The organism is Streptomyces mesophilus (assembly GCF_040300965.1).
Taxonomy (GTDB): Bacteria; Actinomycetota; Actinomycetes; order Streptomycetales; family Streptomycetaceae; genus Streptomyces; species Streptomyces mesophilus_A.
The window spans coordinates 76,084-90,823 of sequence record NZ_JBEPEW010000014.1; the positions used below are offsets into that span (position 1 = coordinate 76,084).

General features: G+C 71.6%; 12 protein-coding genes. 6 read left to right on the top strand and 6 right to left on the bottom strand.

Annotated features, from left to right (window positions below):
• Positions 1 to 35 precede the first annotated feature (35 nt).
• From ABT367_RS08170 to ABT367_RS08180, 3 genes are all read right to left on the bottom strand, one after another.
• Positions 36 to 779: an SAM-dependent methyltransferase gene (locus ABT367_RS08170; protein WP_352250783.1), complete on the bottom strand. Its 744-nt coding sequence runs from the start codon at positions 777 to 779 to the stop codon at positions 36 to 38.
• Between the two features lie 61 nt (positions 780 to 840).
• Positions 841 to 1,518 (bottom strand): GNAT family N-acetyltransferase, encoded by a 678-nt coding sequence (locus tag ABT367_RS08175; RefSeq protein WP_352250785.1) that lies wholly within the window; start codon positions 1,516 to 1,518, stop codon positions 841 to 843.
• A gap of 59 nt (positions 1,519 to 1,577) precedes the next feature.
• Positions 1,578 to 2,594 (bottom strand): AraC family transcriptional regulator, encoded by a 1,017-nt coding sequence (locus ABT367_RS08180; protein ID WP_352250787.1) that lies wholly within the window; start codon positions 2,592 to 2,594, stop codon positions 1,578 to 1,580.
• 117 nt (positions 2,595 to 2,711) lie between these two features.
• Here ABT367_RS08180 and ABT367_RS08185 point away from each other — a divergent pair, with 117 nt between their 5' ends.
• From ABT367_RS08185 to ABT367_RS08195, 3 genes are all read left to right on the top strand, one after another.
• A complete protein-coding gene (locus ABT367_RS08185; RefSeq protein WP_352250789.1) occupies positions 2,712 to 3,773 on the top strand; it encodes an NADP-dependent oxidoreductase in 1,062 nt (353 codons plus the stop codon).
• Positions 3,774 to 3,890: 117 nt separating this feature from the next.
• Entirely contained in the window at positions 3,891 to 6,362 is a 2,472-nt protein-coding gene (lon, locus tag ABT367_RS08190; protein WP_352250791.1) for an endopeptidase La, read from the top strand.
• A 98-nt stretch (positions 6,363 to 6,460) separates the two neighbouring features.
• Positions 6,461 to 6,940 (top strand): nucleoside deaminase, encoded by a 480-nt coding sequence (locus ABT367_RS08195; protein WP_352250793.1) that lies wholly within the window; start codon positions 6,461 to 6,463, stop codon positions 6,938 to 6,940.
• A 15-nt stretch (positions 6,941 to 6,955) separates the two neighbouring features.
• Here ABT367_RS08195 and ABT367_RS08200 read toward each other — a convergent pair whose 3' ends face one another.
• Positions 6,956 to 8,029 carry a helix-turn-helix transcriptional regulator gene (locus ABT367_RS08200; RefSeq protein ID WP_352250795.1) on the bottom strand — a complete coding sequence of 358 codons (1,074 nt, stop codon included), beginning with the start codon at positions 8,027 to 8,029 and terminating at the stop codon, positions 6,956 to 6,958.
• 202 nt (positions 8,030 to 8,231) lie between these two features.
• On the opposite strand from ABT367_RS08200, the gene ABT367_RS08205 reads away from it, so the two are divergent.
• Positions 8,232 to 11,072 carry a M4 family metallopeptidase gene (locus tag ABT367_RS08205; protein ID WP_352250797.1) on the top strand — a complete coding sequence of 947 codons (2,841 nt, stop codon included), beginning with the start codon at positions 8,232 to 8,234 and terminating at the stop codon, positions 11,070 to 11,072.
• Positions 11,073 to 11,163: 91 nt separating this feature from the next.
• On the opposite strand, the gene ABT367_RS08210 is transcribed toward ABT367_RS08205, so the two are convergent.
• Positions 11,164 to 12,054 carry a lysozyme gene (locus tag ABT367_RS08210; RefSeq protein WP_352250799.1) on the bottom strand — a complete coding sequence of 297 codons (891 nt, stop codon included), beginning with the start codon at positions 12,052 to 12,054 and terminating at the stop codon, positions 11,164 to 11,166.
• Positions 12,055 to 12,283: 229 nt separating this feature from the next.
• Here ABT367_RS08210 and ABT367_RS08215 point away from each other — a divergent pair, with 229 nt between their 5' ends.
• On the top strand, positions 12,284 to 12,778 hold the full coding sequence (locus tag ABT367_RS08215) for a MarR family winged helix-turn-helix transcriptional regulator (protein ID WP_352250801.1): 495 nt from the start codon (positions 12,284 to 12,286) through the stop codon (positions 12,776 to 12,778).
• Between the two features lie 155 nt (positions 12,779 to 12,933).
• On the opposite strand, the gene ABT367_RS08220 is transcribed toward ABT367_RS08215, so the two are convergent.
• Complete coding sequence (locus ABT367_RS08220; RefSeq protein WP_352250803.1) at positions 12,934 to 13,779, bottom strand: hypothetical protein; 846 nt, start codon at positions 13,777 to 13,779, stop codon at positions 12,934 to 12,936.
• A gap of 458 nt (positions 13,780 to 14,237) precedes the next feature.
• Here ABT367_RS08220 and ABT367_RS08225 point away from each other — a divergent pair.
• A partial coding sequence (locus ABT367_RS08225; RefSeq protein WP_352250805.1) for a nitrate- and nitrite sensing domain-containing protein occupies positions 14,238 to 14,740 on the top strand: 503 nt, incomplete at its 3' end.

Consider the following 14,740-nt stretch of genomic DNA (forward strand, 5'->3'; position numbering starts at 1 on the left):
ACAGGGCGCGTCTACGCCCGGTCATAGGGCGCGGCCTACTCCGCGCGCCGCAGCACCATCGTCACGAACCCGAGGGTTCCGCGATAACCCCGCAGCCACTCGGTGCGGTGCTGTACGGCCGCCGCGGCGGCGTCCTTCGCGTCCGGGTCCTCAGGGTGGTCGAGTGCCCAGCGGGCCAGGGTCCCGGTCCAGGACCACTCGTAGTCGTCCCATTCGGCGAGCGTGCTGACATGGGCGTACGTGGGGACCCAGCCGGCCTCGGTGACGCGGTCCACCGTGGTGGCGAGATCGGCGAACTCATCGGCGGAGAAGCCCACTTCGAGGGTCGCCGCGCCGGGCTCGCGCTCCCAGAAGCCGTCGCCGATCAGCACGCTGCCGCCCTCGGCCAGCTTCTGTCCCGCGGCTTCGAGGGTGGGCAGCAGACCGCCGAAGGCGTGGGTGGCTCCGACACACATGACCAGGTCGTACGGCTGGGGCGCGCTGAAGCCGGCCGCGTCCGCCAGATGCAGATCGACCCGCCCGCTCAGCCCGGCCTCCTCGACCCAGGACCAGCCGCGCGTCAGGGCGGCCTCGCTCACGTCGACGCCGTCGCCCCGAACCCCGGGCCGTCCACTCGCCGCCCGTACGAGCCAGGCCGCCTCTCCGCAGCCCAGGTCGAGCACCCGTTCGTCGCCGCGCGGCAGGGCGCGCGTGAGCAGACGGTCGACGGAACTGTCGTGCAGGGGTGCCGCGATGGGGTGGTCGCCGTGGGCGATTGCGCTGATCTTCTGCCGGTCCATGGGACGGCATCCTGCCCCGGCGCGCGTGCCGCGTCGACGCGTTTACCTGATGTCGAGGCGTTTATGTGATCTTGTCCGGGCCGGTGCCCACGAACTTCGCGTTCGTCAGCGGCGCCACGATCCGCCAGCCCACCGCCTCGTACAGCAGACGGCCCTGGGGCGTGCACGCGAGGACGGCGCGCGTGGAGCCCTCGGCGAGAGCCGCCGCGTGCAGGGTGTGCATCACGATCCGGCCCAGGCCCCGGCGTTGGTGCTGTTCGGCGGTCTCGATCTGGTCGGCGACCGCGCACGCTCCGACCGGTGCGATCTGCCCCCGCGCGGCGAAGGAGCCGTCGGTGTCGGTGAGGAGGACGCGTACGACGCCGCCACGGGTCCAGGTGTGCATCAGGTATCCGTCCGGAACCTCCGGTGCGGGCATCGACTCGAGCTCCGTGACCATCAGGTAGTCGCCCGCCCCGTACGGCTCCCAGCCCGGCGCGAGCCACGGCAGTACCCGCTGCGGGTCGGCGAAGACCTTGAGGTGGACGCCCATCCCGCGCGACGACTCGGTGACCTTGCGGACATCGGCTTCGAGCACGTCGTCGTTGGTGGCGGACAGGACGTGCCGGCCGACGTGCATGGGAAAGCCGCCATGGATGGTGTAGCCCCACGGCTCCGGGATCGGCGGCGCGGTGCCGCGCGACACGACCCAGCCGTCCACCCATTCCCGTACGTTCACGTCCTCGTTCGTGCGCTCCATGAGCCCTCCCCGCTCTCTGCGCCCAGCCGAATGTAATGGCTGAACCTAGGGGTTGCATATTACGCAGGCGGGGTGGGGCGGTGGCCGCCCGGGGTGATTCTTTGCCGCATCGTGATCGCCGGGGCGGGCGTGGGCGCGGGGTCCTGAGCGCGGCGGTACCGGCCGGGAGACACGCCGTACGTCCGCTTGAAGGCCGCGGCGAAAGCGAACTCCGAGACGTAACCCACCTGCGGGGCAAGGGACTTCAAAGGGGTGTCGGTGGTCTGCAGGAGCTGTGCCGCGAGGGTCATCCGCCACCAGGTGAGATACGCCAGGGGCGGCTGCCCGGTCAGCGCCGCGAAACGACGGGCGAACGTTGCCCGCGAGAGCCCGGCGCGCCCGGCGAGCGAGGCCACGGTCCAGGGGTCGCCCGGTGTGCCGTGGATCGCGTCGAGGGCGGCCGTGATCCGCGGGTCGTTGAGCGCGGCGGCCCAGCCGGCGGGACCCTCTCGAGGGGGCTGCTCCGCGAACCAGATGCGCAGGATGTACAGGAGCAGCGTCTCCAGGAGCGCGGGTACCGCCGCGCCGCTGCCGAGACGCGGACGGCCGAGCTCGGACGCCAGCAGGCCGATGGCCGCACGCAGTTCGCTCCCGTTCTCGGCGTCGGCCGGCAGGTGGATCCGCTCGGGCAGGCCGAGCAGGAGCGGGTGGGTGCGCCGAGGGTCCAGTTGGTACGTCCCGCAGAGGATGACGGTGGCCGGGCCGCTGCCGCCGGTCGGGTCGACGCTGTCGGAGGCGTACGGGGTGGCGTAGCGCGGGTCGTCCGGCGTGCAGGCGGGTGCGGGCACCGGTGTGCCGGGGCTGTCGGCCAGGGTGTGGCCGCTGCCGTGAGGCATCAACAGCACGTCGCCTGCGCCGAGTTGTACGGGCGGGCCGTCCGGCGGCAGCAGTACGCAGGAGCCCTGCAGCACGACCTGGAATCCGGCCGAGCCCGGTACCGAGGCGAACTCCTGGGCCCAGGGGGCGTGCCAGCGCACATGGGCCGCGCGGGGGCGGCCGGTCCGGAGCACGGCGAGTACATCGCTGAGTACGTCCACGCGGGGAGCGTACGGGTGGGTGAGGGGTGGTGCGGTGCCGGGTGCGAGACGTACGCGTATGAAATCGGCACTCGTACGCATGGATCGTCTCCCGTGCCCGGCCCTAGCTTCGACGTCATGACGACCACGAACGCACAGCCCGGGCAGACGACCACGAACGCGCAGCCCGGGCAGACGACCACGAACGCACAGCCCGGGCAGACGACCACGAACGCACAGCCCGGGCAGACGACCACGAACGCGCAGCCCGCGATGATGAAGGCCGCCCGCATCCGCGAGTTCGGCGACCCCTCCGTGATCCGCCACGAGGACGTTCCGCGCCCCAGGCCGGCCGTCGGTGAGGTGCTGATCAGGGTCGCCGCGACCTCGTTCAACCCGACCGAAGCGGCCCTGCGGCAAGGGCTGTTGCAGGCCTTCCTGCCGGTGGACCTGCCGTACGTCCCCGGCTGGGACGTCGCGGGCACGGTGACCGAACTCGGCCCGGAGGTCACCTGCTTGGCGGTCGGCGACCGGGTGCTCGGACGCGTGGACGGCGCGGGCGGGGCGGCCGAGTACGTACGCGCCCCGGCCGCCGCTCTCGTCCCGGCGCCCGCCTCGATTCCGCTCGCGCACGCCGCGGCCCTGCCCGTCGCCGGGCTCACCGCATGGCAGGCCGTGTTCGAGCACGGGAAGGTCTCGGGTGGCCGGCGCGTTCTGGTCAACGGAGCGGGAGGAGGTGTCGGCGGTCTTGTCACACAGCTGGCCAAGCACGCAGGCGCCCACGTGGTCGCCACGGCAGGTCCCCGCAGCGCCGACGCGGTGCGGCGGCAGGGGGCGGACGAGGTGATCGACTACACGGTCACGCCGGTGGCCGAGGCGCTGACCGGCCAGGTGGACACCCTCCTCAACCTGGTCCCGCTCGGCCCCGCGGACGCCGCGGCCCTCGTGCCTCTGGTGCGGCCGGGCGGCCGGATCGTCTCCATCGCCACCCCGGTCGAAGCGGGGCCGGAGGTGACCGCCCTGCACATGGTCGCCCGCAACGACCCCGCCGACCTGGCGGCCCTCGTCGCCCTGGTCGACGCGGGCACGGTCGCCGTGGACATCAGCGGGACGTACCCGCTGTCCCGGCTCGCGGAAGTCCATCAGCTCGGCGAGACGGGCCGCATACGAGGAAAAGTCCTGGTCATCCCGGGTGCGTGACGCCGTTCATGCCGAGCGCTCGACGTGATCGCTCACAGCGAACGCCCCCTGGGGAACATCGAGCGGCGCACAAGCATTGAGTCGGCATAGCTCAACTTGAATGCCGAAGGGGAGATCATGGCTTCGACGTCCGCACCGCTCACCCTGCCCGTCCTGCCGCTCGACGACGAGGTCGTCCTGCCCGGCATGGTCGTCCCGCTCGACCTCAACGATCCCGATGTACGCGCCGCGGTGGAGGCCGCACAGGCCGCCGCTCCGCGGGAGTCAGGGGCCGGGCGCAGCCCGTCGATGAGGGGTGGTGGTCGGGAGACGGGCGGGCAGACCGGTAAGCCACGCGTGCTGCTCGTGCCGCGTATCGACGGCACGTACGCCGGTATCGGTGTGCTCGGCACCGTGGAGCAGGTCGGCCGCCTCGCCGACGGCGACCCCGGCGCCCTGATCCGGGCCCGGCGCAGGGTGCAGATCGGCGCCGGCACGACCGGCCCCGGCGCGGCCCTGTGGGTCGAGGGGACGCAGGTCGACGACACCGCGCCCGACCCCCTGCCGGGCGCGGTCACCGAACTGGTCAAGGAATACAAGGCCCTTGCCACCAGCTGGCTGCGCAAGCGCGGCGCCTGGCAGGTCGTCGACCGCGTACAGCAGATCGACGACGTGGGCGCCCTTGCCGACAACTCCGGCTACTCGCCGTTCCTGTCCGCCGCCCAGAAGGTCGAGCTCCTGGAGACCACCGACCCGGTGGCCCGCCTCAAGCTCGCCATCCAGTGGCTGAGCGAGCACCTCGCCGAGCAGGACGTCGCCGAGTCCATCGCCAAGGACGTACAGGAGGGCGTGGACAAGCAGCAGCGCGAGTTCCTGCTCCGCCGCCAGCTCGAAGCCGTACGCAAGGAGCTGCGCGAGATCAACGGCGAGAGCGAGAGCGAGGAGTCGGACGACTACCGCGCCCGCGTCGAGGCCGCCGACCTGCCCGAGAAGGTACGGGAGGCCGCGCTCAAGGAGGTCGACAAGCTGGAGCGGTCCAGCGACCAGTCCCCTGAGGGCAGTTGGATCCGCACCTGGCTGGACACGGTTCTGGAGCTCCCCTGGAGCGAGCGGACCGAGGACGCGTACGACATCCAGGGCGCCAAGGCCGTGCTCGACGCCGAGCACGCCGGTCTCGACGACGTGAAGGAGCGGATCACCGAATACCTGGCGGTGCGAAAGCGGCGTACCGACCGGGGCCTGGGCGTGGTCGGCGGGCGACGCGGAGGTGCCGTTCTCGCGCTCGTCGGCCCGCCCGGTGTCGGCAAGACCTCGCTCGGTGAGTCCGTCGCGCACGCCATGGGCCGCAAGTTCGTCCGGGTCGCGCTCGGCGGCGTACGCGACGAGGCCGAGATCCGCGGTCACCGCCGTACGTACGTGGGCGCGCTGCCCGGCCGTATCGTCCGCGCCATCAAGGAGGCCGGGTCCATGAACCCGGTCGTGCTCCTCGACGAGATCGACAAGGTGGGCTCCGACTTCCGCGGCGACCCCGCGGCGGCGCTCCTCGAAGTCCTCGACCCGGCGCAGAACCACACCTTCCGCGACCACTACCTGGAGGTCGAACTCGACCTCAGCGACGTGGTGTTCCTCGCCACGGCCAACGTTCTGGAGGCCATCCCGGAGGCGCTGCTCGACCGCATGGACCTGGTCCGGCTCGACGGCTACACCGAGGACGAGAAGGTCGTCATCGCCCGCGACCACCTGCTGCCGAGGCAGCTGGAGCGCTCGGGCCTGAACGCCGACGAGGTCACGGTCGAGGAGGAGGCGCTGCGCAGGCTGGCCGGCGAGTACACCCGCGAGGCCGGCGTCCGCAACCTGGAGCGTGCCATCACCCGGGTGCTCCGCAAGGTGGCGGCGCAGCACGAACTCGGCGACCGCGAGCTGCCGTTCACGGTCGGCGCGGAGAATCTGCGCGACCTGATCGGCCGTCCGCACCACGTGCCGGAGTCCGCCCAGGACCCGGCCGAGCGGCGCACGGCGGTGCCGGGTGTGGCCACGGGGCTCGCGGTCACGGGAGCGGGCGGCGACGTCCTGTTCGTCGAGGCCTCGCTCGCCGACCCGGAGACGGGGGCGGCGGGTCTGACCCTCACCGGTCAGCTCGGCGACGTGATGAAGGAGTCGGCCCAGATCGCGCTCTCCTTCCTGCGCTCGCACGGCGCGGAACTGGAGCTCCCGGTGGCCGACTTGAAGGACCGCGGGGTGCACATCCACTTCCCCGCGGGTGCGGTGCCGAAGGACGGTCCGAGTGCCGGTATCACCATGACGACCGCGCTCGCGTCGCTGCTGTCGGGACGGCTTGTCCGTACGGATGTGGCGATGACCGGTGAGGTCTCGCTGACCGGGCGTGTGCTGCCCATCGGCGGTGTGAAGCAGAAGCTGCTTGCGGCGCACCGGGCGGGGGTCACGACGGTGATCATTCCGAAGCGGAACGAGGCGGATCTGGATGATGTGCCGGCCGAGGTCCTGGAGAAGCTGGACGTGCACCCGGTGACGGATGTCCGGCAGGTTCTGGAGCTGGCGCTGACTCCGGCGTCCGCGCCGGCGTCCGCGGAGGTTCCGGTCGCGGCGTGACGGACGCGGCCGGTTGAGGTGGCGGCCCGGGTTCCCGTACGTGGGGGCTCGGGCCGTTCGCCTGGGCGGTGGGCGGAGCGGGTGCCTACCCTGACCCCATGGTCAACGACACCGACATGCGCCATCTCCGCCGCTGTATCGAACTCGCCGCCGAAGCCCTCGACGCAGGCGACGAACCCTTCGGCTCCGTCCTCGTCGACGCCGAAGGCAACGCCCGCGCCGAGGACCGCAATCGCGTGGCCGGCGGGGACCACACCCGCCACCCCGAGTTCGAGCTCGCCCGCTGGGCCGCCGAGCACATGACGCCCGAGGAGCGGGCCGGCGCCACCGTCTACACCTCCGGTGAGCACTGCCCGATGTGCTCGGCCGCCCACGCCTGGGTCGGCCTCGCCCGCATCGTGTACGTGGCGTCCACGGCCCAGCTCACCGCGTGGCTGAAGGAACTCGGCGTGCCCGCGGGACCCGTCGCCGCCCTCCCCGTACAGACGATCGCCCCGCACGTCGTCGTCGAGGGCCCGGTCCCCGAACTCACCGAAGAGATCCACGCCCTGCACGTGAAGCTGCACACCGGCAAGTAGCCCACGCACCGGTGGCTACCCGGCGTCCAGCCACCCCCGACCCACCGCCTGCACCCCGGCCTGGAACCGCGTCTCGGCGTTCAGTGTCCGCAGCAGCCGGCTGATCCGCCGGCGCGCCGTGTGCACATGGACGCCGAGGCGGCGGGCGATCGCCTCGTCCTTCAGGCCGGCCGCGAGCAGCGTCAGCAACTCCCGGTCCGCGGCGTCGAGTCCGCCGGCCTCGGCCCCCGCTCCGGCGGCCGAACCGGCGCCCGCGCCCGGGCCGTCCGCCGCGGCGCTTCCGACGCTGCCGATCGGCATCGACCGCTCCCAGACCGCCTCGAACAACGGCACCAGCGCGTTCCCGAGCAGCGCGTCGCTGACCACCAGTGCCGAGGCCGTCGGATCGGCGGCGTCCGTCGGCGGCAGCAGCGTGATCCGGCGGTCCACGGTGATGAGCTTCGTCGGCAGTTGCGTGCCCACCCGGATCTGCACGCCTTGCTCGGACAGCTCCCCGAGCCCGCGGGCCCGCCCCTGGAAGCTCAGCCCGTCCCGGTCCACCACCACCCGCACCCGTATCCCGCGCCGTACGAGCGCCGCGACATCGAGCGGTGCGGGCATCCCGTCCGGTGCGCTCGCCGCGTACGGCGGGCGGTCCAGGAGTGCGACCTCCTCGCGGGCCGAGCTCATCAGCGCGTTGACGCGTTCGGCTATCGCCACCCGGCCGCGGACGGTGTCGATGCCGATGGCCCACGGATCGTGCGCGGAGCCGAGCAGCTCGGCGGCCATCCGGTCCACGGCTCCGGTCAGCTCCTCCAACTCCGCTGATCTGCGCAGCAGTTGGGCCTGATGGCGATGGAGGAGTCCGCGCAGTGCCGTCGCAGGGGCGACCGCCGAGGGCAGGGCGGCGGCACCGTCGGGCCGGGTGAACCCGTGCTGTGCGAGCCGGTCGAGGGCGGCCGAGACGCGGCGCACGGTCAGGCCGAGGGCGCGCGCGAACGCGGCGCGCGACGGGTGCCCGGGCCGTCCGAGGAGCGCTTCGTACACCTGGAGTTCGTCCGCGCCGAGCCCGAGAGCCCGCCACTGTGTGTCCCATCCGGCCAGCTCCACGCGCGAATTCTCGCCCGTTCCCGCAGGCCACACAAGTGTGCACGTACACAAGTAGGCACCTGGAACGCATTGTTCAGGGCCCCGTACGGGGCTTTGCATGTCCGCATCCGAACCCGTCACCCCCCAGGGCTCCGAAGGGAACAACGTGCGGACTTCAGCGCGCAGAAGCAGTGCAGGAAGACAAGAGGACAGGCCGGGCGGCATGGCCGTCGGCCGGGGAGTGGCGGCGCTGCTGGCCGCCGCCGGACTTCTGATGACCGGCATGACCCCCGCCCACGCCGGGACCGCACCGGCCGCCGCGGACACGGCCGCGGTCGCGGGCACCGACACCGACACCCCGTCCCTGGTAACCGGGTTGAGCGAAGAGGCGGCCGGCTCCGGCAGCGCCGCCGACGCCGCCCGCGGCCACCTCAGGGCGAAGAAGGACCGCTACCGCATCGCCGACACCTCGGCGAAGGACCTCGCGGCGGTCTCCACCGAGACCGAGGGCGGCAAGGAGACGGTCCGGCTCCAGCAGAAGTACCAGGGCGTCGAGGTGCTAGGCGGCCAGTACGTGGTCCGGATGACGAAGAAGGACGGCAAGCGCACCGTCACCGGCACCTCCGGCCAGTACTTCACCGAGCTGAAGATCGACACGGTCACCCCCGAGGTGTCCGAGGAGCTCGCGGTGCGGCGCGCGGTCGCCGCCGTACGCAAGCAGCTGGGCGACGGTCTCCTGACGGCACCGGCGAAGGACGGGCAGGAGGGCGAGCAGAAGGACGGGCACAAGGGCGGGGCGAAGGAAGCCGCGCAGCTCACCGGCAAGGCCGCCGAGGTCGCGATCCTTCCGCAGGGCGAGGGCGTGCTCACCCGGCACATCACCGTCACCGGCGTGAACCCGGCCGACGGGATGCCGGTGAAGCAGGAGGTGTACGTAGACGCGCACTCGGGCTTCCCGCTGATGCAGTTCAGCTCGATCAAGACGTTCGGCGCCCCGCTCGCGCAGTCCGGTGCCTCCGACGAGGCGGGCACCGCGGACACCCCGTCGGTCGAGGCCGCCGACGAGCTCGTCGTCAAGGGCTCCGGCCTGCGCTACAACGGCCAGACGGCCGAGCTGAGCCTGTACCGGGACACCAAGGGCATCCTCAACACGATCGACTACAGCAAGCGCGCGGCCGACTCCCCGTACCAGGGCCCGATGCTGGTGACCTACGACGCCCGCGGCCGCGAGGCCTCCTCCGCGTCGGGCCGTTGGCCGGTCGGCATCAAGCCGTTCCAGCCGGCGACCCCCGAGCTCGGCAAGGACCTGACCGACGCGGGCGCGGTCGACGCCCACTGGGCGGCCGGGAAGGTCTACGACTACTACAAGGGCAACTTCGGCCGGAACAGCCTCGACGGCGAAGACGGCTACATGTACTCCCTGGTCGGAGTCGTCAGCAACGGCCAGCCGTTCAACAACGCCTTCTGGGACGGCCAGAAGATGGTGTACGGCCAGGGCGGCGGCGAGTACCGCACCTTCTCCGCCGACACCGACGTGGTCGGCCACGAGATGACGCACGGCGTTGTCGAGCACACCGCGAACCTGGTCTACGTGGGCCAGTCCGGCGCCATGAACGAGGCGATCGCCGACTACTTCGGCAACGCCATCGACCTGGCGGCGGACGGCGGTTCCATGAGCGACCCGGACTCCGGACTGCTCGGCGAGGACCTGTGCACCACGCTCAGCCCCCGCGAGTGCGCCCTGCGCGACCTCAACGACGGCGCCACCACCTCGGAGGACTTCATCGGCGTCACCATGCGCGGTGACAACGGCGGTGTGCACCTCAACTCCACGATCTTCTCCGGCGCCCTGTGGGACCTGCGCCAGGACCTCGGCGCCGAACTCGCCGACCAGATCGTCTACCGCGCCCTGTCCGCGTACATGACTCCGCTTGACGGTTTCACCGAGGGCCGCGCCGCGGTCCTCGCCGCCGCGCAGGAACTGGGCGCCGCCAAGGCCCAGTTGAGCATCGTGAAGCGGTCCTTCGACGCGCACGGCATCGTGCCCGGCTGGGAGAAGGCGCTCGGTGTCGACACCGACCTGCTCCAGAGCAAGGTCCACGTGGCCGACACGGGCGTGGGCGCCGGCGGCGGCAAGTACGCCGTCTCCAACTCAAACGAGGACGGCAGCGAGCCGTACTCGGTATGGCTGGGCAACACCTCGGGCAAGGGCACGCCGCAGCTGGTGAGCGGCAACAACGGTGACTACAACGTCTACGCGGACACCGACGGGGACACCGTGGTGTGGGCGCAGTACAGCAGCAACGGCATCTACATCATGGCGCGCCCGGTCGGGGGCGGACTGCCGAAGAGGGTCGACGCCATCGGCAGCGACATCTCCGGCCTCGTGGTGGACGGCGACTACGTCGCCTACACCGCGGTCAACCCGCAGTACGGCGTCACCAACGTCCGGTACGTCAACATGAAGACCGGCGAGGTCGGCCTGGTCGACGGCGGCCGTCCGTACCACGTCTCGGGTCTGCCCTCCGTCAAGGACGGCAAGATCGCCTATGCCAAGGTGGCCCCGGACGCGAACGGCAACTACCAGCTCGGCGTCGAGGTCTTCGACGGGGAGACCGGCGCCAGGACGGCGATGCCCGTCGCGGCCGACGCGGCGAGCATCGGCCAGACCGCCCTCACCGACGACGGTGTCTTCTGGATCGAGGACGGCGACGGCACCGACGGGGGCAAGGCCGCGGTGCGCCGTGCCGGACTCGACGGTTCGAACCCGCTCACCGTCACTCCGGAGTCAGGCGACGGCTCTCTGTACGCCTACTCCCTGACGGCCTCCGACGACGCGGTGAGCATCACCGCGCTGCCGCCGGCCACGTCCTGGGCCAACGACACGCTGCCGAAGCTGTACCAGGCGGCCCCCGACGGCAAGGGCGGCGCCCAGCGCCTGTCCTGCAACCGCGGTGACCAGGTGTACGCGTCCGCGGACACCGGCACGCGCGTGCTGTGGCTGGACGGCACCACCGGCTGGACGAACCTCGTGAAGCGCGACCGTCCCGCGGGCTCCTGCTGATGGACAGGTGAAGGCCCGGCCACCCCCACAGGTGGCCGGGCCTTCGGTCATACGGATCCGGCTCTCGGTCCTGCGGATCCGGCTGTACGGATCAGCCGTTGGCCAGCGCCACCACGCGGTCGAGGGCCCCGTTGAACTTGTTGTGGTCGCCCACGATCGGGCCGCTCGATGTGTACTGCCACATTGTGTAGTAGCCCCAGCCGGCCGGAAGCGTGCCGGGAGTGGTGTTGTAGCGGGCGATCCAGAGCGGGTTGGTCGAACCGAAGCCGCCGTAGTTGCCCGTGCACTGGGTCCACCAGCTCGTCGCCGTGTAGATCACGGCGTCGCGGCCCGTGCGGGCCTTGTAGCGGTTGAGGAAGTCGCGGATCCAAGTCACCATCGCGGACTGGCTCTTGCCGTAACAGGCCGCGCCGTAGGGGTTCCACTCGATGTCGAGGACGCCCGGAAGGGTCTTGCCGTCGCGGGACCAGCCGCCGCCGTTGTTGACGAAGTAGTCGGCCTGCGCGGTCCCGGTGGTCGTGTCGGGCGTGGCGAAGTGGTACGCGCCGCGGATCATGCCGACGTTGTACGAGCCGTTGTACTGCTGCGCGAAGTAGGGGTTCTTGTAATACGTCCCCTCGGTGGCCTTCACGTAGGCCCACTTCACTCCGCTCGACCACAGGGACGCCCAGTTGACGTTGCCCTGGTGGCTGGAGACGTCCACGCCCTCGGTCTGCACGGCGCGGCTCTCGCGGGGGAGGCCGCCCTGGCCGTCGTGCGCGATGACGCCCTGGCCCATACGGGCCTCGCCGCGGGCGGGTTTGTCGGCGGTCTCCGCGGCCTGGGACGTGGCGGGCAGAGTGATCAGGAGGGAGAGGACGGAGAGGAGGATGCCGGCCGCGGTGAGGCGGGAGCGGCTGCTCGACCGACGAGAGATGCGAGTGGTGTGCGAAGTACGGGTGATGCGAGTGGTACGGGGTCTTCCGGGTCTGTGCACGGACATGTGCGTGCCTCCGAAGGCCTCGTGGAGCCCGGTGACGGGACTCCGGTGGGGGGATCTGTCGACATGTCGCCCAGTCGGGGCGTGGACATGTCACCAATGAAGCTACGCAGGGGGACTCGCGGGTGGGAAGAGGGCCTTGGGGCTGCCGTTGGTCTACGCCTGCGAAATACTGGCCGAGCTGCGGCAACGGCCGCGGTTGGCAGAAACTTTCAGTATCGGAAAGCGTTTCATGGCCTCTGAAGTGCACGACCGCGGAGACGACTCCGCGCGCCCCGTCCCGCCGGAAAGTGGTGTGGACCACGAATTCCTCGCCCTGGAGCGGGAGTTGACGGTGTTTCTGCGGCGCGCCCGGGCCAGCTCCGGTGAGATGGCGCGCGCGGTCCACCCGGAGCTGGAACCCGCCGCGTACGGCCTGCTCGTACGACTCGACGAGGGCGGCCCGCAGCGGGCCACGGAACTCGCCGCGTACTTCGGTGTCGGCAAGGCCACGATGAGCCGTCAGCTGCGCGCCCTGGAGGATCTCGGTCTGGTGGCGCGCGAGCCCGATCCGGCGGACGGGCGGGCGGCGCTGGTGCGCCTGACGGAGGAGGGGCGCGACCGGTTCCGTACCGTGCGCGGCGCGCGGCGCGGGCGCTATGTGCGCCAGCTCGCCGGCTGGGACCGTGCCGAGGTCGCCGAACTGGCTCGGCTGCTGCATCAGCTCAACGCGGGCGGCGAGCAGTAGCCCCACCCGAGGTCCGGCTGCATCCCCACCCCGAGGTCCGGCTGCATCCCCACCCCGAGGTCCGGCTACGTCCCCACTCGAGGTGCGGCTGCATCCCCACCCGAGGTCCGGTTAAAGCCAGCCGAGGTGCGGCTACATCCCCACCCGAGGTCCGGCTAAAGCTCCACCCACACCACCGTCGCATCATCGTGCGGCTTCCCGCCGACCCGTACCCCCGCCGCCACCCGCTCCCGCTCGAGGACCCGCACCCGGTCCACCAGGCCCTGCGGTCCGGTCTTGCGCAGGAACGCGAAGCACTCCGTCCAGTCGCCCTCGCCGAACTTCTCCACCCAGCGGGTCGCCCCGTCGGTGAGCCCGACGAGGGTGCGGACGTCGTGGCGCGGCCGGGTGCCCGTGACCGCGCGCTGCGCCACCGACGGATCCGCGGCCGCCGTGAAGAAGCCGTCCTCGGCATTGCGCAGGGACTCGACGGCCGCCACGTACTCCCGTGCCGCAGCCGCCCGTTCCGGGGATCCCTCCGCCAGGGCGCGCACCGCGGTCCGCGCCGCCGTCACCCGGTGCGGCAGCTGGTCGAGCCTGCGGTCGACCACCGCTTCGACCTCGCCGGCCGGGGACTCGACCAGGAGCGCCGAGTCGGACAGCACCAGGTGCTCGACCACGTCCGCGTCCCAACGCGCCAGGACCACCGTCGCCTGAGGCGTACGGGAGTGAGAAAGGTCACAGGTCGAGTGGTGTGCGTCGGCGGTGCGGCCGATGGCCAGGGAGAGGATCCCGGCCAGGGTCATGTCCCGCCGGGAAACGGACAGTTCACCCAGAGCCCCGCCAAGTCGGGCCACGAACCAGGGCACGTCGTGCACACAACCGTCGTCCCCGTCCGGGGGTGTCACCCCGTCCAGGACGACCAGCGCCCCGCCCTGTCCTGAGGCGGGCAGCGCCACGGAGGCGAAGTCCTCGTTGGGGCGTGCGGGGTTGCCGGGTTCCGTGGAGAGTTCGACGCGCATCCATGCAGTCTGCACGAGTGTGCGCAGGACCTTCACAGAGGGCGCGGAGTCGGGGAGTTGGCCTGGACCACGCCCTGCGCGGCCGAGGTGGCGGGGCATCTTGCCAAAGGCCGTGCCCGCCGTCCAACCGGCGCCCCGTACCGCCGTGCGCCTTTCCGTATCTGCGGTGAAGTGGAACTTGATCCCTCAACTCCCGGCGAGGTTCACTCCTTCGGGTGGCCCGCCCGACTAAGGGCGACCACCACCCAGGCGCGCTGGAATGGTCATAAGCCGTACCAGAGAGGGCACGTCACCACACCGGACACGGTGGACGACGCGACACAGCAAGCAGCCCCCGCGCCCTGTGCCGCACCTCGCGGCGCATGCGACGTCCGGGCACACAGCCCGAGCGGCGCACGACAAGAACACCGAGAGCAACGAGGATGCGAGCACCGGTGCAGAGCAAGCGGCCTGGTGAGGTGCCGACGGCATCTCCGGCCACACCAGGCCGGACGGTCCGGGTACGCAGCCGTCTGATCGCCGCGGTCGCGGTGGTCGTCGCCGCCGTGACGGGCGCGGGCGCCCCCGCCGTCCTGAGCGCCTCCTCCCAAGTGGCCGACACCCAGAACCTGGTGGACCTCGCAGAGCTCACCCAGCAGGCCGTCACGCTCTCGCACGCGCTGAGCGACGAACGCGACGAGATCACCTCGTACATCGCCGCGGGCCGCCCCGACGCCAAGCGCCCCGAAGGCACCGCGCGGATCGACCGCCTGCTCGCCGAACTGCGCGCAGAGGCCCCCGCCGCCCTGCGCGAGGACCTCGCGGCCTTCACGGGCGTACGCCGCAAGGCCCTCACCGGCAAGGGCTCGGCGCTCGAAGCGCACACCGCGTACACCGAAGCCCTCGCCGAGCTGCACCGGCTCACCGAGGAGCTCGCCGACCAGCTGCCGCCGCGCGCCGGAGCGGGCCGGCACGCGCTCGC